This window comes from Flammeovirgaceae bacterium SG7u.111 (assembly GCA_034044135.1).
Lineage (GTDB): Bacteria > Bacteroidota > Bacteroidia > Cytophagales > Flammeovirgaceae.
The window spans coordinates 851,377-870,161 of record CP139021.1; the positions used below are offsets into that span (position 1 = coordinate 851,377).

The window sequence follows — 18,785 nt, forward strand, 5'->3', positions numbered from 1 at the left end:
GATTCAAAAGCAACAACAAGCAAGATTGAGAATACAAAAAGGAGCAAGTAGGGAAGATAACTTGATAAAGGCGAATGGCTTTGATTTCAGCTTTCGAATTCCCTACTATTGGATAAAATGGCATGAGGAAAATGAAGAACGACCAAATATCCATCTGACAAAGGAGGCGTTGACTCAAGTGAAGGAGGCAAATGGGGAATGGGATAAAGATTTTGCTATGATTCTCAACTCGATTTTGCCTTTTGAACAGTGTATTGCCCATGTAGGCAGAGAAGGTTGGGGAGACGGCGGAATTAGTTTCAGTGATCTCCAACTTCGCACCTACATTTTAACAGATTCAATAGATGTCATCGAAAAAGAACTTGTTAGCGAAGGTGCTAAAGCTATTGGAAGCATAACGAATGAACCTTTTTTACCTAGCACAGAAGAACTGAATGGGTGGAAAAGAGTTGTGCTAAAGTTTACTCGCATTTATAAGGATTACGGAGCAGAGGTAACGGTTGATTTATGGTTTATAGACAAAGAAGGAATCACTTTTCTATTTGCTTTTATGTATACGAATCAGCAGAAGTTAGCCAATGAAATAGATGAGATCATAAATTCAGTGAGCTTTTCCACAAAAAGCTAATCGAATGTTGCAAGCTACACCCGCCAAATCTCTCACACAAATTCCTAAAAAAGGAAGCAGCACTCCTTTTTTTAAAGGGAATGTTGTGTATCCAAAGCTAGCTATTGGTCAATCCAATGATAAGTACGAGCAAGAGGCGGACGCTATAGCGGATGAGGTGATGGCAATGCAGGAGGATACGCCAAAACTAGCGGGTGTGGGGAATGAAGGTAATTCCGGTTCATTACAACCTAAGCCTATCACAAGAAGTGTAGTCCAAAAGAAATGCGGCTCATGCGAGAAAGAAGCAAGAGGGGTACTGCAACCCAAATTAGATGGTGGAGAAACACAAGTTTCGGTACCTTTACAAAATCAGTTGCAAACCAGTAAGCGAAGTGGTTCTCCATTACCCCAAAAGACAAATCAATTTATGGGCAATGCTTTTGGGGCAGACTTTAGTAATGTGCGGGTTCATACAGGTGGTGAAGCCCAGCAAATGAACCAAAGTATACAAGCGAAAGCATTTACCCATGGCTCAGATATCTACTTTAATAAAGGGCAGTACTCTCCTTCTTCGCTAGGTGGGAAAAAATTGTTGGCGCATGAGTTGACACATGTTGTACAGCAGTCTGCTTCTCAGAGTAATGCAATTCAACGGCAAATAGATCTTTCTGGGATTACCCAAGAGCAATACGAGCAAGCCTTTGGCGGATTTGCAAGAATATTTCCTCTTTCATTTATTAGAGGGGTTTTGGACGAATATTCTTTGCAAGATTTAATTCAGATTATCCAAGATACAGAAAATTTAATTTCACAAGTCAATCCTATAAACCTTATTGACTCGTCCTTTTTTTGCCAGCCGTTTAGCGCAGCCGACAGACCTAAAGCTTTATTGTTGAAAAGGTTTATGCAAAGGCATTTTTTGAGGATTATCCGCTTGAGGTTTGGCGAAGAAGTGGGGGATTTATGGACGCAGTATTTAAGAAGTGCTCCGGGGTCTTATCAATCAGTGGTGTTTGATAGCCCTTCTAGCGTGTTGGTACAAGACTTCGCCAATTCTGAGACGACTGTTGCGAGGCAACAAGAATTAATGGAGATGTTCAAACAACGAATAAATCGTTTGTGTAGGAGTGGGACCAGAGTTAGCGGGGCATTAGCAGATGGGAGTAGAAGCAGCACTCTTTTTAGGCGACATATGAGGTCTTTGAGAAGCAATGAATGGGTGGAAATTCCTGTGATGCAACGAGGTTTTTTTCTGATTCCAAGGGCTGAATTGAATAATTCGGAAGCAATGAATTTTAGCAATCCAGCTGAAAGGGCAGGGAACATAGCGGGAGGCATAAGTCCGGGAGGACATGGTCCAGAGAACAGAGAAGTTCGAGGAGGTCTAGGGTTTAGAGGCATAAAAGATGGAAGTGGGCGAATCATTTCCATAGAGTTGGAAACAGCATTTGAATTTACCGTCAACGATGCAGTGGATTTTTGCCCAGGAGGAGTAGGTGCGGGTGTCGAACAAGTTCTCACAATACCATTGAGCCGATTAGAGGCAACAGGTTTAGCATTTGATGTGCCATTTAGGGTCATTTACCAAGGGCAGGCGATAAGGGAAACAATACCTGCCTCTCAATTCAATAGATGTAACCTTCATTTGTGATAAAACCGGCTATTCTGATAACTCTTTTCCTATTGTAAATACCGCAGTTTATCTTGTAACAATTAGAAGGTTGGAGGCGTTTATGTCGGAAGTGCCTTTAGGTGTCCACTTCATACAGTTTAAGACTTTTCTATTTTCCAATAATCATACGTTGTAATAAATCTAACATACCATGCCATCATTTTTTTCAAAAGTATTTAGCGGAGGCGTCGCCGATGTGGTCGATAGCCTTGGCAATGTTGCCGATAAATTTATCACTACCAAAGAGGAGAAGGAGCAGTTTAAGGCAGAGGCGCAAATCCGCCTGATGCAGATCGAAAGCCAGCTAGAAGAGACCTACCGTACGGAGCTGCAAGAGCGTAGGGCGATTATAGAAGCAGAAATGGCTCAGGGCGATAATTACACAAAGCGGGCCAGGCCTACTATCGTTTATGCGGGCTTGGCTTTTGTTTGCATAATACATGTGATCTTGCCTGTAATCGCCTTCATTGCCGATGCTGATAAGATGCCAGATATAAAACTACCTGATGAGTTTTGGTGGGCATGGGGAACAGTGGTGAGTGTATACGGTGTAGGTAGGTCGGCGGAGAAAATGGGTGTTACCAATAAGATTACAGAGCTGGCTACGGGCTCGGGGGCAGATAGAGTAAGACGTGCTAAAACCATTGAAGGATAATGAAGGTCACGAACCATAAACTAGCACCGGAGGCAAAGGATTTCGATATTTCCTTCGAAAAATCGCCTAATGTTTCAGGGGAGTTCAAGAGTGGCTTGCCCGATAGTATTATTCTTCATTACACGGCAGGGGCTTCTTTGGAATCGTCGGTGGCGTGGCTGAAAAATCCTCAAGCAAAGGCTTCGGCACATTTGGTTGTTTGCAAAACGGGAAAAATCGTGCAGCTTGCTCCATTTAACATTCGAACGTGGCATGCAGGCAGAAGTATTTGGAATGGAAGGAAGCACTTGAATCTTTCAAGCATAGGCATAGAAATAGATAATGCGGGTTTGCTGCACAAAAGAGGCGATGGATATTATGCGAGCTTTGGAAAAAAGATAGAGGACAAAGATGTGATTTTGGCTGCGCATAAGCATCAAACCGAGCTGAAGGCTTGGGAGGCATATACACCTGAGCAAGTTGAAGCGGTGGAAATGATCTGCCTCACGCTTATGAAGCAATATGAAAGTATCAAAGATATTTTGGGACACGAAGATATCTCCCCTGGAAGAAAGGTTGATCCTGGTCCTGCTTTTCCTCTGCAAAGCTTTCGTGAAAAAATTCTTTTTGGAAGAGGCGATGAAGAAAGCGATGATGAGCTAGTGCCAGTGGGAAAAACGGGAGTTGTAACAGCTGATTTGCTCAACATCCGGAGCAAGCCCATACTGGGTGCCCCACTTGCGGGAGAACCGCTGGGCAGGGGTACAAAATTAAAGGTGGAGAAAACAGAAGGTGGTTGGTCGTATGTGAAAGTAGAGTTGGAGGGCTGGGTGAGTAGTAAGTGGGTAAAAACATTTAGTGAAGAAAAATAAACAGATGCGTCACGCAAATTTGATAAGGGCTTTTCAGTACCTCGAAAGTTTGATCCATCAGCGGATCAGCGATGACTTAAATGGGGAAAGCAAAGCCGTATCTTTTAAAGAATCGGATCTGCCCCGTTTTTCTGCGGAAGACGATGACGCATTTTCAACATTTGTGACCAGCCACAGGCTAACCATCGAAGAAACTATTGTACTGATGCTTGCCTTGACCCCGCACGTTTTCCCCCAGTTTTTTGATGCAATCATAGCCGAGCACTTGCCTCATGGTGGAGACTTCCCAGCTTTTGGTGGTGTAAAGGGCACGAACCATAGAGGGACAATTCCTACGGGCGAAACGGCTTTGTATATTCTGGCTGGTAACAATTTGGAACGAAGGTTTCAGGTTCAAAGGTTGTTTTCTTTTGAACATGCTTTTGCCAAGGAAAATATTTTAGGCTTAGAAGCTGTGAAATACGGCGAGCCTCCCATGAGCGGCAAGATTATTTTGGACGATGATTACATTGATTTGTTCACCATAGGAAGCCAAACGCTGCCAAAAATGAGTACCAACTTTCCTGCCCAGCATATCCAAACGGCTATGAGTTGGGAAGATGTAGTGCTCAACAAACAGACAGCAGAGCAAATTAATGAGCTGGAAGCATGGATACGGCACAACGATACCTTGCTGAATAGCTGGGGAATGAAGAAAAAGATAAAGCCAGGATATCGAGCTTTGTTTTATGGTCCTCCCGGAACGGGTAAAACCTTGACCGCGACGTTGCTTGGAAAAAGTACAGGTCGAGATGTATTTAAGGTCGATCTTTCCATGGTGGTTTCCAAGTACATTGGCGAAACGGAAAAGAATCTTTCTACATTATTTGACAAGGCAAAGAACAAAAATTGGATCTTGTTTTTCGACGAGGCAGATGCGCTTTTTGGGAAGCGGACTGGTGTGCGAGATGCGCACGATAAATATGCCAATCAGGAAGTTTCCTACTTGCTCCAGCGGGTGGAATCGTATAACGGGCTTACCATTTTGGCTTCTAACTTTAAAGATAATATTGACGATGCCTTTACCCGAAGATTCAATTCCATTGTCTATTTCCCCAAGCCAAGTACTGGGGAGAGAAAAGCCCTCTGGCTGAAAGCATTTCCTAAGCAGTTAAAACTTTCCCCTGAAATAGACTTGAATAAAATTGCGAAGGATTATGACCTTACGGGCTCACATATCATGAATATTGTCCATTATATCAGCCTTCAGGTGTTGGAAAGTAATTCTGCCGAGGTTAGTCTAGAGCTGTTGCTAAAAGGCATTAAGAAAGAACTGGTGAAAGAAGGGAAACTTGTAATTTGACAGCTGTAGTCACAAAAAAATCCCAAACTCATTTCAGGGTTTGGGATTTTTTTGTTGAATCAGAATGAGAGTGAAAAACCGCAATTAGCATTTCAATTAAAAAACTATGTACAACCCCAGTATCACCAGAGGAAAACCAATCATTTGTTCAAAATAGTACCACTTGATGGTAATAAGATTGAGAAGTAGTTAGCTATTTTGAAACCAACCTAAGGTTTTTCGTTAGAGTGCACTTCCCTGCAATCATTTCTAGTGAATCTAATGATGCATTAGCTTCTATTGTATCACCAATAATCGAGTAAAATTCATAAGACTTCAAATGTCGAAATCCTTCTTGGTCCCAATTTTGACCTATCCATTCATATAATGATTCAATATACAGAGAGTCACCTAGTTGTGAAGCTGTATTTACTTTGATTATTTGAAAGCTATTGTGATATATAAAGTATTCTGGCACTCTATTAATAGCCGTCCAAGCTCTTTCAGGCTCTCCTCTTTCCAAAAAGATGTTAGCATTCTTTATCTCGCTCAATGCATTCATATACTCTCCTCCTAGCCAACCATATTCTAGTTTATTAAGCGCATTCCAAATAAACGATTCTGAAAATTGAAAACCTGTATTGTAAGATTGATAGTCTGTTATATAAGTACGGTCTCCAATTGTTACTAATTCAAAGTCTGCAAATTCTACTGCTTCAGGAGAGTTTATTGCTATAACTATATGAGGGATACCATCTTTTTTATAGTACTTTGAAAGTTCTATCTGGCAGTTTGGTTTTTGAGCTAAACTAATTAGACTTTTTAAGTAAACATTAAACTGTTGATGGAGCTCTACTCTGTATGATTTCCATTTTGTATTCGATACCTTGCTGTTAAGTTCAAAGTAGGTTATTTGTTTTTCTAAATTAGCGTAAACACGTTCTAAATTTTTATGGTTTTTTAGCTTTTTCAGATTCCCTTTTTCCAGAGATAAGATAATTCCATTGCCAAAAGAGGTGTATTCCTCTTCGGTTAGTATTTGTTCTTGGTTTTTTGAACACGAAAAAAGCAAAAGCAAGAGCAAAAAGTAATGTTTCATTTTGATGATTTATAAATACATTTCTTAAAAGATGGAATTCCACAAACTAAGCCATGTGCCTGAGCTTAAACCTTATCGGGGTTACGTATTTGTGAAGGAAAACCTACATACTCATTATAAGCTTCTTGTATGATACCATCGATTAGGCCAGTGCCGGGAACAATGATGCTTTTAGCCTTCGCTTTTTTCATCACATTAATGTAAATATCCGCCCCTTGTACAATTACGTCGGCACGGTCTCTTCCCATTTTCAGCTTTCTTATCCGCTCCTCAATATCCAAGGCATTTATTTTATTTCGGGTAGAAATAAGCTTTTTCAAACCAATTTTATTGCGAGAGGCTTTGGACTGTTCGTACATCGCCTTTATGTTTCCGCCAGTACCAATAGCTATGGGAGTTGCATCGGTTTCTCCTAGCACACCTTCTACCCATTCTCCCAAGTCATTGAAACGGGTTTTCCCCCTATCATTGCTGAGCATACCACGTACCGAGCCTAGCTTGAAAGACCGGCTGCCCAAGTGAACTTTGTCTTTGTAAAGGTTGATTTCTGTACTACCTCCACCCACATCTATATGCGCATAATTACCTTCGCCTAGTACGGGGTTTATCGCATTGGCCAGTAAGTCGGCTTCTCTTTCACCATCTATAATGCTAAGGTTCAGATGGCAATAGTCAGCGACCCTGTTGGCTATTCGTAGCCCATTTTCTGCTTCGCGCATAGCTGAAGTTGCATGGGCTATGTGGTGCTCCACGCTGTACAGATCCATCAAAACTCGGTAGGCCTGCATCAGTTTAATGAACCTATCTTCGTTTGCTAGGCTTATTTTTCCTTCGGAAAACACCTCCGCTCCTAGCCTAAGGGGAAACCGGACGTTTTCAATTTTTTTGAATACAGGTCCTTCGGGGTCTTCAAAAACTTCTACTACCCTGAATCGGATGGCGTTGGAGCCTATGTCAATAGCTGCTATTCTCATTGGTGATAAGGTGTAAGTGAACTGTTAAAAAATTTAATCCTTATTTGCCCCCAAATATAGGTGAATGCATTAGTTCTTTGTAAACTAAGTTTTCTTTAAAAGGCATTTTGATTGATAATCATAGTTGATTGTTTTTATCACTAGCGGTGGGCTTTAGCCTAAACTATACTCGCCATTGGTTTTGGGAGATAACTTTATTGCAAAAAAAATCATCTTTTCCTTGACTCGTATTTGATTGTCTTTCATATTTGACCAGTCGTTCAATGAACAGTTGGTCAAAATAAAGAAATGCCAAGAACAGAGGAGAAAAATAGAGAGATTAAGGAGCAAACTAGGGCAAAGATTATAGAAGCTTCGCTCAAAACCTTTTCACAGAAAGGGTATCAGGCAGCATCTATAAGTCAGATAGCAGCCGAAGCTGGAATGGCGAAGGGAGCGCTCTATCATTACTTTAAAAATAAAGAGGAATTGTTGAAAGTAGTGATCCTTAAAGGCATGGAAGACATTATGGGGATGATGGTGGTTGATGAAAATATGGCCCCCAAAGAGCGATTTGTCGCCATGCTCGACCTGACATTTAGTTCCATAGAAACCAACAAGGAATACTGGCAGCTTTACACAGGGCTTATTTCCCAGACTCAGTCCATCCCCGTGGTGAAGCAGATTTTCACTCCCTACTTCCAAGAAATGATAGAAGGTTTCATACAGTTGCTCACCGAAATGGGTGTGGAAAACCCCGGGGAAGAGGCGTATATAATCGGTGGAATGATTGATGGGATTATACTGCAATGCTTGTTCGTGTTCGAGGACTATCCAATAGAAAAAGTGAAGCAAAATATTATTAGAAAGTATGCTGGGTGATGATGATAAATGATGTGCTAATGAAGGGATGAGGAGATGTCGTCGTGGTCGTTTCGACCGCCCACGACGATGAGGCTACCAAAAAGGATATGATCAGGAAAATAAAACCTCGTAGAGGTGCCCTGTTTGTAGCTAGGGGAAGTTGTTTGGAATTAGCTCCATAGGAGCGAACTGAATTTTCATTGGATTAGATAAACAATCAGCATTTTGATTGAAAACATATACTTTTTAACCTGCATAGTTGGCAGGTTTTACCTTCATCAAACCTGAATAAGATGAAATCTTTTAGAATTGCACTATTGACATTCATGGCTTTTGTTTTGGCTGCATGGGTTGCTCCAACTGAAGAAACAGCCAAGCAGGTAATCCAAAAGGCAGATGATAAGCTTAGGGGAAGCTCCAACAAAGCTGAGGTCAGTATGGAAATTATCCGACCCGAATGGAGCAGAGCCATGACCATGCGGACTTGGTCGCTAGGCCGGCAGTACAGCATGGTGTTAATCCTTTCCCCCGTCAAAGACAAAGGAACGGTTTCGCTCAAGCGGAAAAATGAGCTATGGAACTGGATGCCTTCCATAGAGCGGAATATCAAAATTTCCCCATCGATGATGATGCAGTCGTGGATGGGGTCAGATTTCACCAACGATGACCTGCTCAAAGAATCGTCCATAGTGGAGGACTATGAGCATAGTTTTGATGGCAGCGAGACCATCGATGGCTTCGATTGCCACATTATCCAGCTTATGCCCAAGCCCGAAGCGGCTGTAGTGTGGGGGAAAATAAAAGCGTGGGTTTCTAAAAAGGAATACCACCAGCTGAAGGTCGAATATTACGATGAAGATGGCTACTTGGTGAATACGATGATTTGCAGTGATGTGAAGCAAATGGACGACCGAGAGCTGCCTACTAAGTGGGAAATGATTCCTGCGGAAAAGGAGGGTCACAAAACGGTTATGATCTATAACAAAATGGATTTTGAAATTGATGTCAAAGAAAGCTTCTTCTCCATCCAGAATATGAAAAGGGTAAGGTAGTTTGATGTGCTGATGGTTCGATGTGCTGATGTGCTAATTAATGAGGGAAATTGCTGATTTGATGATGCGATAATAAGAAAATGATTTTTTTGATTTTCGATAAATGTAGAGACGTTGCACGTCGCTAGCGCAAACCTCTGGTTCGTGCTCAAGAAGTTAGCTGCTTAAAAGTTTTTGAGAAAAAACCAGTAACAAGAAACCGCAGCGGCGGACCGTCAGCAACAAGTAACCATTTCAACCCCTTTCTGATATAAAAAAACAACCAATGAAACTCCTTGTCAAACTTGCTTGGCGGAATATTTGGCGGAACAAACGCCGAACGATCATTACATTATCCTCTATCTTTTTTGCCGTATTGCTGGCGCTTTTTATGCGCTCCATGCAGCGAGGTTCTTACCAGAGGATGATCGAAAACAGTGTAGAAATGCACTCAGGCTACATCCAGGTGCATAGGGATGGATATTGGGACAACAAGTCTATTAATAAGCTGCTGGAAGAAAATGAAGCGATAGGGCAGAAGCTTGTCGCTGAGCCTAAGATCGATTTTTATATTCCCCGGTTAGAAAACTTTGCCCTTGCTGCTTCGGAAAAGCTGTCGAAAGGGGCGATGGTGGTAGGCACTGCCCCAGAGGAGGAAAATAGGATGACGAAGTTAGCCGATAAGGTAAAAGAAGGGCGGTATTTCACTACCGATGATAATCACCTGCTCATAGCCAAAGGCTTGGCGGGTTACCTCAAACTTGGGGTGGGGGATACGTTGGTGCTCATAGGGCAAGGCTACCATGGCAACAATGCAGTCGGGAAATTCCCTATTTGCGGAATAGTGGACCTGCCAAATCCTACGCTCAATAACAGTATGGTGTACATGCCCATTGCCCTGAATAGGGACTTCAATTCTGCTCCCGGCATGGCAACTGCTTTAGTGATAGCCTTACAGAGTTACCAAGATGTGGAAATGGTGGAAAAAAGCCTGAGGGCGAGCCTTGACGAAGAGTATGAGGTAATGGGCTGGGATGTGCTTCAGCCCGAATTGGTGCAGCTTATCCAGTCGGACAATGCGGGTGGGATCATCATGATTATCATTTTGTACATCGTGATTGCCTTCGGCATTTTCGGGACTATCATGATGATGACCGTGGAGCGGATCAAAGAATTTGGGGTACTGATTGCCATTGGTTTGCAAAAAACGAAGCTCATTTCGCTGGTGTTTATCGAAACGCTACTGATCGGGATTGTAGGCTTGCTTGCCTCCTTGCTGGTGGGTATTCCCCTGTTGTATTACATGTACCTAAACCCCATTTACCTCACAGGAGATGCTGCCGAGGGAATGCAAAAAATGGGATTAGAGCCAATTATGCCATTTTCATTGCAACCAGCAATTTTTACCAGCCAAATGATTGCCATCGGTATCATTGTTTTCATCTGCCTGCTTTATCCGCTTTCTACCATTCGGAAAATCCATTTGATAGATGCGCTGAGGGCATGAGTTGTTGAGCAAGAGTGTGGGTGTGAGTATTGAGAAGGATTTGATGTGCCGATTCCGTCGTGGTCGTTCCGGCCGCCCACGACGATGGCGCTACCAAAGAGGATGTGGGTTTTGGAAAAATGCAACCTCGTAGAGGTGTGCTGTTTGTAGTAGGGGAAATTGCTTGGGAGTAGCTCCATAGGAGCGAACTTTTTGTGATAACAGTAATGCTAGATGTGAAATGCGCACTGGGGAAAGAGGGCAAAGCCAAGACCGAAATGGACTGTGCGTGGGGCGGCTTGGCTGCACGGGGCGAGCTGGCGAGAGTGCGCTCAAATGATTAGAAAATAATAGCTAAAGCCTGATTTTGATAAAGAAAATAACCTATAAATCAATATAAAATGATACTCAAGCTTTCATGGCGGAATGTTTGGCGAAGTAGAACCCGAAGCCTTGTGATTATTTTGGCAATAGCCATTGGACTGACTGGAGGCGTGTTTTCCGTTGCTTTGTTCAACGGGATGACGGATCAAAAAATGAGAAGCGCCATCGACACCCAAACGGCGCATATCCAGCTCCACAAGGAAGGGTTCAGCCAAAATAAAGATATCAACTTAGACTTGCCCCTGCCGCAAGACTTGGAAGAAAAAATAGAACGGATTCCTTTTGTAAAAGCGGTGAGCCAGCGAGTGGTTAGCACAGCGATGCTGGCTAGCTCCAATGCCAGTACAGGTGTGGAGCTTCTGGGAATTGACCCTGAAAAGGAGAAGCAGATAAGTTCGGTTTACGAAAAGCTGGAAGAAGGGACGTACTTTGAAGATGTGAAGCGAAACCCGATCTTGATCAGTAGAAAAACGGCGGATAAGTTGGAAATTAAGCTTCGTTCGAAAGTGGTAGTTACCTTCCAAAATGCAGATGGGACTATTGTAGGAGCTGCATTTCGGGTGGTGGGAATTTTCCGCACCAGTTCCTCTGCCTTCGATGAGGCTACGGCTTATGTGCGGGGAAGTGATCTGGCGGGCTTGTTGAATATGCCCGGGAGCAAGCATGAAATAGTGGTGAAGGGAATGAAAATGGAAGATGTGCCTTCCATTTATGAAGCGATTAAAAAAGAAGTGCCCAGCGAGGTGAAGGTGGAAAGTTGGAAGGAAATCCAGCCAGAGCTAGGCTACTTGGGCGATCTGATGATGCAGATGAATTTCTTGTTTTTGGCGATCATCTTGTTTGCCCTCGCCTTCGGGATATTGAACACGATGCTGATGGCGGTGTTTGAGCGAGTGCGGGAAATAGGCGTGCTCATGGCTGTGGGGATGAACAAGGGGAAGATCTTTCGGATGATTGTGGTGGAAACGGTGCTCCTTTCCTTCATAGGGGCGATGATAGGGCTGGCGTTGAGCATGCTGTTGGTGACTGTTTCAAGCTCTTCGGGCATCGATCTTTCCATGTTTGCCGAAGGCTTTGCCAGTTGGGGAATAGATCAAGTGGTATATCCATACCTAAGCCCAGATTTTTATTTCACCCTTGTGCTCATGGTGATTTTTACCGCCTTGGTTTCCTCGGTTTATCCAGCCCTCAAAGCCTTGAAGCTACGACCCGTGGATGCCATTAAAGGGAATGTGGATTAGGGCTAGAGGCTAGAAGTTGGAGGCTAGAGATTGGAAATGTATAGACGCATTGCAATGCGTCAACCAGTAACTAGCAACGAGAAACAAGTAACAAGCAACCAGAAAACAAGTAACCAATTGAAATATGTCAATCATTCAAATTAAAAACCTGAAGAAGATTTATAACCCCGACACGGTGCCTGTGCATGCACTGAACGGAGTGAGTTTGGAGATAGAAAAAGGGGAGTTTACCGCCATAGTAGGGCCTTCGGGCTCGGGGAAAAGCACGCTCCTTAACATGATAGGAGGATTGGATGTGCCCACGGAAGGAAATGTGGTGGTGAACGGAACGGAAATTGGCAGCCTAAAACCAAAGGAGCTGATTGATTTTAGGCTGAACAACATCGGTTTTGTGTTCCAAGATTATAGCCTCTTGCCCGTGTTCACAGCAAGGGAAAATGTGGAATTTATTATGCAATTGCAGAGCTGGGAAAAGAAGAAATACCAGCAAAGGGCAGAAGAATTACTCACGGAAGTGGGACTAGGCGAGCGAATGGACAACCGACCGGCGAAGCTATCGGGAGGGCAACAACAGCGGGTGGCAGTTGCCCGTGCCTTGGCATCAAGGCCAGAGTTTGTGCTGGCAGATGAGCCAACCGCCAACCTCGATTCCAAATCGACAGCGGATTTACTGGACATCATGGGCAAGCTGAACAAGGAAGAAAATATTACCTTTATCTTTTCCACCCACGACCAACGGGTGATAGAAAAAGCCCGAAGAGTAATCACCATTGCCGATGGAGAAGTAGAAAGCGATGTGGTTAGGGGATAAATAAATGTAGAGACGCCCTAATAGGTGTCTATGAAGGGTATCTTTGGGTCTACAGAAACAAGTAACCAGACAAAAATGGGTTTGCCAAAGTATTTTAAGAAGATTCAGCAAGGGTACAAAATGAAAATCATGCTTAGGGAAATGGTTTTTATTGTGCTTGCCTGGATTGGTTTTATGAACCTCTATGCCGCTATAGTGATGGGGTTTTTCCCTTTTTTCGATTTTACATCGCTGCCAATGGAAGGCATACACGAAAAAGTCACCTCTTATGCCACATCGATACCGGGGAGGTTGGAGCCAACATTTTTTGGGTTCTTTTTTGGCGTGTGGTTTTCTATCACCAACTTCCTTACCGAAGAAACAAGGATTCGGAAGAAGTCTTTTGGGTTTATTGTACTTATAAAAACGCTTTTGTATTGTTTGTCAATTGTTCTTTCAGGTTTGTTGATTAGGATGATTTACCTACTTTTCAATGCCTATCCTTTTGAGTTGAAAGCTTTGGATATCAATCATTTTAATTACGAAGTAATTGGCACGGTTATGTTTGTGTATATTTTCCTTTGTATCCTATTCACCAACTTCGTTTTGCAGGTGGACAAAAACCTTGGGCACGGCAACTTGCTCAAGATGATTATGGGAAAGTACCACTCTCCTAGGGACGAGCAGCGGATTTTTATGTTTTTGGACTTGAAAGGATCGACCACTATAGCCGAACAGATGGGGCACAATATGTATAGCCAGCTTATCCAACATTGTTTCCAAGACCTTACCGATGTGGTGATAGCCCACAAAGCTCAAATCTACCAGTATGTGGGTGACGAAGTAGTGCTTACCTGGACGCTGAAAGATGGGCTGGAAAACATGAATTGCATCCGCTTGTATTTTGCTTATGAAAAGAAATTGGCTTCGAGGAGCAAGTATTACCAAAAGAAGTTCAATATGTTGCCACAGTTTAAAGCAGGGATAGAAATGGGGGCGGTTACCGTAGCAGAAGTAGGGGAAATAAAGCGGGAAATAGCCTACCATGGCGATGTGCTCAACACGGCAGCAAGGATTCAAGAACGCTGCAACGAGTTTGGGCGAAAAGTCTTGTTTTCTGAAAATATAGAGAAAAAACTGGTGGAAGACTACAAGATTAACAGTACGTTTATTGGAGATTTGCAGCTAAAGGGAAAACAACAGAAAGTAAAGATTTATGCCACAGAAGACCCTGATGTTTTTTCCCTAGTAGCCAAAGATTAGAAGTTGGAGAATAGAGGTTAGAAATTAGATGAAAAGGTAGAGACGCATTGAATGCGTCTAAAACGAGGGGAAACATGTGTGTTTGATGGAAGAAGAAAAAGACAATTAAGCAACCTCATACAAGATTACCCCACAACCAGAAATAACCAAAACCAACAACCGAGCACCAAAAAATGAAACGCATTGAATTTCTATACGGATTTATCCTGATTCTTGCCCTCCAAGAAAGCCTCCATGCCCAAAGCTTTGAGGATGAAAAACCTTCCAAAATCAGTTTCAATGGCTATTTGAAGGACTTGCATTCGGTGTCTTTCGAGAATCTTGATGGTGAATGGTTGCAAGATAACTTTATCCATAACAGGCTAAACTTTAAATGGTATGCCAGCGATGCGCTTACTTTTACAGTAGAAAACCGCAACCGCTTGTTCTATGGGGAAACGGTAAAGACCATCCCCAACTACGATGAGCTGATAGACGCGGACGAAGGCTTTTTCGATCTTTCCACCATTGTGTTTAGCGATAGCTCCTACTTTTTGCACAGCACGCTCGACCGCGCCTATGTGGACTGGAGCAAGGGGAACTGGCAGGTGAGGCTAGGTAGGCAACGCATCAACTGGGGGCAAGCGTTCGTCTGGAATCCCAACGATATTTTCAATACCTATTCCTTCTTCGACTTCGACTACGAGGAACGCCCGGGCAGCGATGCCCTCTTGGTGCGCTACTACACGGGGGCGGTTTCTTCTGTCGAATTTGTCTTTTCCCCCGCAAGGGAGTTTGGAGAATCGAGCTATGCGAGTATGTACAAGACCAATGCAGGGGGCTACGATTTCCAGCTATTGGCAGGGAAGATGAAAGACGATGTGGTGCTAGGCGGAGGTTGGGCTGGGCAGATCAAATCGGCAGGGTTCAAAGGCGAACTTAGTTATTTTATTCCCGAAGATCAGCCTTTTGAAGGCATGGGAACGCTGGTAGCCAGCACCTCCATAGACTATACTTTTGCCAACTCCCTTTTCCTGCACGGGGAAATGCTCTACAACAGCAACGGGGCAAGCGGCAAGCCCGGCATGATCGATTTCAACCAGAACCTCACGCCCAAAACCCTTTCCGCCACCAAGTTCAGCTTCTTCGGCGAAGCCCAATACGAAATAACCCCGCTCATAAAAGCAGGCCTCAGCGGAATAGCCAGCCCCAACGACGGCTCCTATTTCCTAGGCCCCACCGTCGATTTTTCCCTCACCGAAAACCTCTACTTCCTCTTGGTAGCCCAAGTCTTTGGCGGCTCAGAAGATTCTTCCTATGGGTCGGGCGGCACGTTTGTGTTTACGAGGTTGAAGTGGAATTTTTAGGTTTATCTATTAAAGCTTATCACGAATGGTACTGCATAATGGATACAAGCTGAGAGTTAGGCTAAAGCCGAATAGAAAGGTTGTTGTCCAACGGACTGAAGCCCGTTGCTAGTGATAAAAAACTCATTAGGCGGGGTTTTTAAGCCCCGCTCAGGAGTAAAAACGAGCAGGCTTTAGCCTAAACTAAAAGGTATGTTTCCATAGAGATTCAAAACCTGAAGTTTTTGGGTTCTTATGCTTTTACAGCCGCTCGGTTGTGAGCTTGCCAAGCTTTGGAATGGAGTGTCAACTAGTATGGTAGCCAGAGGCTCCCCTTGAGCGGGACGCTCAATACATATTCCTCACTCGGCTAGAGCCGAGCGAGAGGAGGCTTGGGTGCAAAAATCCAGCGGGGGAATGGGAGAAACACCTCCTTTTGCCCAATAATCTGCTCCTTTGGTATATAGGTCTGTTTGGTTTGTAGGCTTTTCTACTCCTTTTGTTTGGTTACTGCCTTTGGGTAAGGTCTTTTGTCCTCCTCTTTAGTTGATTATAATGGTTGATTACCATTAGGTTGTGTGTTAGTGAGCGGGTTTTGAGTTGGTAGGTTTCCATAAAGCCGTTTATCTCGTTTTTGAAGTCCTTACGGAGGAGGGGCAACACGTTTTTCTGAAAGAAACGGATAGGGATCAGCTCGCCTTGGTAGAGCATGTAATAATCAAAGGTTTGTTCATGTTGACTTCTTTCTTCATCGGAAAGGTGTTCGTTACTCACATGGCTTGCATCGAGGTAGGCATATTTTTGGGCTTTGCGAAGGACTGGGCAATACCCGTCCACTATCACTTCAAAGAAACCTTTTTGGTTTTGCCCTATTGCTATAAACCTTCGGATGGTATTCAGTTGAGGATCAACAAAGAGGAAAGCGCTGATCTTCTGGTTGCTGTAGGCTTTTATGGCATCTTGATTTTTTAGCAGTACAATTCCTTTTTGGCTGTTGTAATGAATTTCTCCAGAAGAGGTTGTTCCATTTTCAAAATAGATTTCCCCGCTGTACCAAGTTGTGTTGGTAATGGGGCTTGCTAGTAGCTGTAAATTAGCCAAGGTAAGGGCTAAAAAGAGAAGACTTTTCATTTTTATATGTTCAGTTGTAATGTTAAAGACTTTATTTATTCACATTATATTAATAAATATAAGAATAAAGCTGAATGTTTGCTGTGTTTTTCTCTTCTTTTATGGGTTTTTTGTATTAAAATAATGAAATGTAATATTGGGTTAATACTTGGCGTTGGCCTGGGGGCAGTCGGGGTATCTGGAAAAGGAAGGGCAATAGGGAAGGTTTTAAGAAAATTCAAAAAAATGCAAACGATGTTTGTTAGGGTTGCTAATAGAGGCGCTCGTTTTTTAGAAATTTTAAAATAATGAGGTAGAGAATTGATGGATTTTATACTTTTGCAGTGCGAAAATGAGGGGGGATTGTTTACGTGTAGTGCAAAGCTTTGAATTCGCAAAAGATTTAGCACCTTGCTAGGTCAACTTATCACTTATTACTGGAACGGAACAAATTTTTTTGATATGTTAATAGGAATACTCAAAGAACAGGACGATGCAAGGGTTAGCATTGTTCCAGAAATTGCGGCAAAGTTTATAGGCGAAGGAAACGAGGCGTTGGTAGAGAAAGGAGCGGGAGAGCTTTCGTATTTCTCCGATGCGGCTTACGAAGAGGCAGGAGTGAAGGCGGTAGCTCGGGAAGAGGTATTGTCAAAGGCAAACTTCATCGTTTCCATCCATCCGCTTACCGAAGCTGAAATTGCCAGCACCCCCGAAGATGCAGTGATCGTATCTTCCTTCCAGCCTTATGCCCAGCCTGAAGTAGCGACCAGCCTTGCGCAAAAATCGAGGACGGTTTTTAGTTTGGATATGATCCCACGGACTACCCTGGCGCAGAGTATGGATGTGCTGTCTTCTATGGCGTCGATCTCGGGCTACCAAGCGGTAGTGAAAGCGGCAACCATCCTTCCCCGTTATTTCCCTATGCTCTCAACGGCTGCGGGTACTATCCCTCCGGCAAAGGTATTAGTGATAGGTGCGGGTGTGGCAGGTTTGCAGGCCATAGCAACAGCAAAGCGCTTGGGCACGGTGATAGAGGCGTTTGATACAAGGGCTGCGGCCAAAGAAGAGGTGCAAAGCCTTGGGGCGAAGTTTGTGGAAGTGGAAGGTGCAAAGGACGATACTTCGGCAGGCGGATACGCTGTTGAACAAACGGAAGAGTACAAGCAAAAGCAAGCTGCTTTGATTGCCGAGAAAGCAGAAAAAGCAGATGTGATCATCACTACGGCTCTGCTGAGGGGCAAAAAAGCTCCAGTGATCATCGGTAAAGATATCTTAGATAAGATGAAGCCTGGGTCGGTTATTATGGACTTGGCATCTGCTGGTGGTGGAAACACGGCGGTGACGGAAGATAAGAAAACAGTGGTTTATAACCATGTAACGGTAGTGGGTGATTCAAACCTTGCTGCGGAAGTTCCTTCGCATGCAAGCCAGTTGTATAGCAAGAACCTCCAAAACTTCTTTAAGATTTTCTTGATAGAAGGAAAGGTAGATCCAGATTTTGAAAATGAAATAATAGCTTCTTCTTGCATTGTATATAATGGAGAAGATAAATACAACAAAGTAGTTGTGGCGTAAGTAAAGCTGCTTTAAGCAAAAAGCCCTGTTGCACTAGTGCAACAGGGCTTTTTTGTATGAAATGCTTTGGAACTACCTCAACGTTTGCATCATCATTTTTGCAATGTGATCGTAGGCAGCGATCCAAGCTTTTTCAAGTTCATCTGTCCAAAAATCGCCAAGGCGCTCGCCCAAGGTTTCGATAAGTACTTCTCCAAAAACGGCGAAATATTCAGGTTTCACTCTATAGGCTGTGTGTCTTTTTCCTACAGCCTCAATAGTTTCGTCAGGAACAGAGTCTTGATAAAGCTTCGTTACTGCTAATGCCATAGCGGACATTAGTTTTTTTGCTTGTGCTTCTTTATTGGTTGAGAAAAGGTTTTTTAGGTCAGGTCTTGTATCGAAAAGTTTTTCATAAAAAGCCTCTCCTATGTCCTGAGAATGATTTCTGATTTGGGTCCAGGATTTTTGTACTAATATAATTTCTTGTTCTGTCATCTTGAATTTGCTGAAATTGGGATCGGGTTTATGTATTGCTAAATACTTAATTATTAAAAAATAATGAAGCTTTTAGTC

At 43.3% G+C, this 18,785-nt stretch carries 20 protein-coding genes; 15 read left to right on the top strand and 5 right to left on the bottom strand.

Going from position 1 to position 18,785, the window contains the following annotated elements; genetic code table 11:
- The first annotated feature begins 25 nt into the window (after window positions 1–25).
- The 5 genes from R9C00_03415 to R9C00_03435 all read left to right on the top strand — a co-directional run bounded on the left by R9C00_03415 (window position 26) and on the right by R9C00_03435 (window position 5,130).
- The gene (locus tag R9C00_03415) at window positions 26–628 is read left to right on the top strand and encodes a hypothetical protein (protein ID WPO36492.1); all 603 of its coding nucleotides are present in this window, start codon (window positions 26–28) and stop codon (window positions 626–628) included.
- Between the two features lie 4 nt (window positions 629–632).
- Window positions 633–2,261 (top strand): DUF4157 domain-containing protein, encoded by a 1,629-nt coding sequence (locus tag R9C00_03420; GenBank protein WPO36493.1) that lies wholly within the window; start codon window positions 633–635, stop codon window positions 2,259–2,261.
- Window positions 2,262–2,433: 172 nt separating this feature from the next.
- Window positions 2,434–2,937, top strand: a complete 504-nt coding sequence (locus tag R9C00_03425; protein WPO36494.1) for a holin family protein — start codon at window positions 2,434–2,436, stop codon at window positions 2,935–2,937.
- Window positions 2,937–3,788, top strand: a complete 852-nt coding sequence (locus R9C00_03430; protein ID WPO36495.1) for an N-acetylmuramoyl-L-alanine amidase — start codon at window positions 2,937–2,939, stop codon at window positions 3,786–3,788. The genes R9C00_03425 and R9C00_03430 overlap by 1 nt, the downstream gene beginning before the upstream one ends.
- Before the next feature lie 4 nt (window positions 3,789–3,792).
- The gene (locus R9C00_03435) at window positions 3,793–5,130 is read left to right on the top strand and encodes an ATP-binding protein (GenBank protein WPO36496.1); all 1,338 of its coding nucleotides are present in this window, start codon (window positions 3,793–3,795) and stop codon (window positions 5,128–5,130) included.
- A gap of 193 nt (window positions 5,131–5,323) precedes the next feature.
- Here R9C00_03435 and R9C00_03440 read toward each other — a convergent pair whose 3' ends face one another.
- Both R9C00_03440 and R9C00_03445 read right to left on the bottom strand, forming a co-directional pair.
- Window positions 5,324–6,208: a hypothetical protein gene (locus tag R9C00_03440; GenBank protein WPO36497.1), complete on the bottom strand. Its 885-nt coding sequence runs from the start codon at window positions 6,206–6,208 to the stop codon at window positions 5,324–5,326.
- Window positions 6,209–6,273: 65 nt separating this feature from the next.
- The gene (locus tag R9C00_03445; protein ID WPO36498.1) at window positions 6,274–7,182 is read right to left on the bottom strand and encodes a phosphatase; all 909 of its coding nucleotides are present in this window, start codon (window positions 7,180–7,182) and stop codon (window positions 6,274–6,276) included.
- Between the two features lie 288 nt (window positions 7,183–7,470).
- On the opposite strand from R9C00_03445, the gene R9C00_03450 reads away from it, so the two are divergent.
- The 3 genes from R9C00_03450 to R9C00_03460 all read left to right on the top strand — a co-directional run bounded on the left by R9C00_03450 (window position 7,471) and on the right by R9C00_03460 (window position 10,563).
- Window positions 7,471–8,043, top strand: coding sequence for a TetR/AcrR family transcriptional regulator (locus R9C00_03450; protein ID WPO36499.1), 573 nt, complete (start codon window positions 7,471–7,473; stop codon window positions 8,041–8,043).
- A gap of 275 nt (window positions 8,044–8,318) precedes the next feature.
- On the top strand, window positions 8,319–9,077 hold the full coding sequence (locus R9C00_03455) for an outer membrane lipoprotein-sorting protein (protein WPO36500.1): 759 nt from the start codon (window positions 8,319–8,321) through the stop codon (window positions 9,075–9,077).
- A 265-nt stretch (window positions 9,078–9,342) separates the two neighbouring features.
- On the top strand, window positions 9,343–10,563 hold the full coding sequence (locus tag R9C00_03460; protein ID WPO36501.1) for an FtsX-like permease family protein: 1,221 nt from the start codon (window positions 9,343–9,345) through the stop codon (window positions 10,561–10,563).
- On the opposite strand, the gene R9C00_03465 is transcribed toward R9C00_03460, so the two are convergent.
- On the bottom strand, window positions 10,509–10,742 hold the full coding sequence (locus R9C00_03465; GenBank protein ID WPO36502.1) for a hypothetical protein: 234 nt from the start codon (window positions 10,740–10,742) through the stop codon (window positions 10,509–10,511). The two genes, R9C00_03460 and R9C00_03465, sit on opposite strands and share 55 nt — an antisense overlap.
- Before the next feature lie 15 nt (window positions 10,743–10,757).
- Between R9C00_03465 and R9C00_03470 the strand changes: the two genes are divergently transcribed.
- From R9C00_03470 to R9C00_03490, 5 genes are all read left to right on the top strand, one after another.
- Entirely contained in the window at window positions 10,758–10,886 is a 129-nt protein-coding gene (locus R9C00_03470; GenBank protein WPO36503.1) for a hypothetical protein, read from the top strand.
- Window positions 10,887–10,943: 57 nt separating this feature from the next.
- Window positions 10,944–12,167, top strand: coding sequence for an FtsX-like permease family protein (locus R9C00_03475; protein ID WPO36504.1), 1,224 nt, complete (start codon window positions 10,944–10,946; stop codon window positions 12,165–12,167).
- Window positions 12,168–12,291: 124 nt separating this feature from the next.
- The gene (locus R9C00_03480; protein WPO36505.1) at window positions 12,292–12,978 is read left to right on the top strand and encodes an ABC transporter ATP-binding protein; all 687 of its coding nucleotides are present in this window, start codon (window positions 12,292–12,294) and stop codon (window positions 12,976–12,978) included.
- Window positions 12,979–13,098: 120 nt separating this feature from the next.
- Window positions 13,099–14,220 carry an adenylate/guanylate cyclase domain-containing protein gene (locus R9C00_03485; protein ID WPO36506.1) on the top strand — a complete coding sequence of 374 codons (1,122 nt, stop codon included), beginning with the start codon at window positions 13,099–13,101 and terminating at the stop codon, window positions 14,218–14,220.
- 173 nt (window positions 14,221–14,393) lie between these two features.
- On the top strand, window positions 14,394–15,566 hold the full coding sequence (locus tag R9C00_03490) for a hypothetical protein (GenBank protein ID WPO36507.1): 1,173 nt from the start codon (window positions 14,394–14,396) through the stop codon (window positions 15,564–15,566).
- Between the two features lie 486 nt (window positions 15,567–16,052).
- Here the strand turns inward: R9C00_03490 and R9C00_03495 are convergent, their stop codons facing one another.
- Window positions 16,053–16,676: a hypothetical protein gene (locus R9C00_03495; GenBank protein WPO36508.1), complete on the bottom strand. Its 624-nt coding sequence runs from the start codon at window positions 16,674–16,676 to the stop codon at window positions 16,053–16,055.
- A 123-nt stretch (window positions 16,677–16,799) separates the two neighbouring features.
- On the opposite strand from R9C00_03495, the gene R9C00_03500 reads away from it, so the two are divergent.
- Entirely contained in the window at window positions 16,800–16,964 is a 165-nt protein-coding gene (locus R9C00_03500) for a hypothetical protein (GenBank protein WPO36509.1), read from the top strand.
- A gap of 153 nt (window positions 16,965–17,117) precedes the next feature.
- On the top strand, window positions 17,118–18,230 hold the full coding sequence (locus R9C00_03505) for an NAD(P) transhydrogenase subunit alpha (GenBank protein WPO36510.1): 1,113 nt from the start codon (window positions 17,118–17,120) through the stop codon (window positions 18,228–18,230).
- 72 nt (window positions 18,231–18,302) lie between these two features.
- Here the strand turns inward: R9C00_03505 and R9C00_03510 are convergent, their stop codons facing one another.
- Window positions 18,303–18,707: a globin domain-containing protein gene (locus R9C00_03510; protein WPO36511.1), complete on the bottom strand. Its 405-nt coding sequence runs from the start codon at window positions 18,705–18,707 to the stop codon at window positions 18,303–18,305.
- Window positions 18,708–18,785 lie beyond the last annotated feature (78 nt).

Coding starts and splice junctions, on each gene's coding strand:
- R9C00_03420 (WPO36493.1), top strand. CDS start 633: ATGTTGCAAGCTACACCCGCCAAATCTCTCACACAAATTCCTAAAAAA.
- R9C00_03425 (WPO36494.1), top strand. CDS start 2,434: ATGCCATCATTTTTTTCAAAAGTATTTAGCGGAGGCGTCGCCGATGTG.
- R9C00_03430 (WPO36495.1), top strand. CDS start 2,937: ATGAAGGTCACGAACCATAAACTAGCACCGGAGGCAAAGGATTTCGAT.
- R9C00_03435 (WPO36496.1), top strand. CDS start 3,793: ATGCGTCACGCAAATTTGATAAGGGCTTTTCAGTACCTCGAAAGTTTG.
- R9C00_03440 (WPO36497.1), bottom strand. CDS start 6,208: ATGAAACATTACTTTTTGCTCTTGCTTTTGCTTTTTTCGTGTTCAAAA.
- R9C00_03445 (WPO36498.1), bottom strand. CDS start 7,182: ATGAGAATAGCAGCTATTGACATAGGCTCCAACGCCATCCGATTCAGG.
- R9C00_03450 (WPO36499.1), top strand. CDS start 7,471: ATGCCAAGAACAGAGGAGAAAAATAGAGAGATTAAGGAGCAAACTAGG.
- R9C00_03455 (WPO36500.1), top strand. CDS start 8,319: ATGAAATCTTTTAGAATTGCACTATTGACATTCATGGCTTTTGTTTTG.
- R9C00_03460 (WPO36501.1), top strand. CDS start 9,343: ATGAAACTCCTTGTCAAACTTGCTTGGCGGAATATTTGGCGGAACAAA.
- R9C00_03465 (WPO36502.1), bottom strand. CDS start 10,742: ATGGAGCTACTCCCAAGCAATTTCCCCTACTACAAACAGCACACCTCT.
- R9C00_03475 (WPO36504.1), top strand. CDS start 10,944: ATGATACTCAAGCTTTCATGGCGGAATGTTTGGCGAAGTAGAACCCGA.
- R9C00_03480 (WPO36505.1), top strand. CDS start 12,292: ATGTCAATCATTCAAATTAAAAACCTGAAGAAGATTTATAACCCCGAC.
- R9C00_03485 (WPO36506.1), top strand. CDS start 13,099: ATGAAAATCATGCTTAGGGAAATGGTTTTTATTGTGCTTGCCTGGATT.
- R9C00_03490 (WPO36507.1), top strand. CDS start 14,394: ATGAAACGCATTGAATTTCTATACGGATTTATCCTGATTCTTGCCCTC.
- R9C00_03495 (WPO36508.1), bottom strand. CDS start 16,676: ATGAAAAGTCTTCTCTTTTTAGCCCTTACCTTGGCTAATTTACAGCTA.
- R9C00_03500 (WPO36509.1), top strand. CDS start 16,800: ATGAAATGTAATATTGGGTTAATACTTGGCGTTGGCCTGGGGGCAGTC.
- R9C00_03505 (WPO36510.1), top strand. CDS start 17,118: ATGTTAATAGGAATACTCAAAGAACAGGACGATGCAAGGGTTAGCATT.
- R9C00_03510 (WPO36511.1), bottom strand. CDS start 18,707: ATGACAGAACAAGAAATTATATTAGTACAAAAATCCTGGACCCAAATC.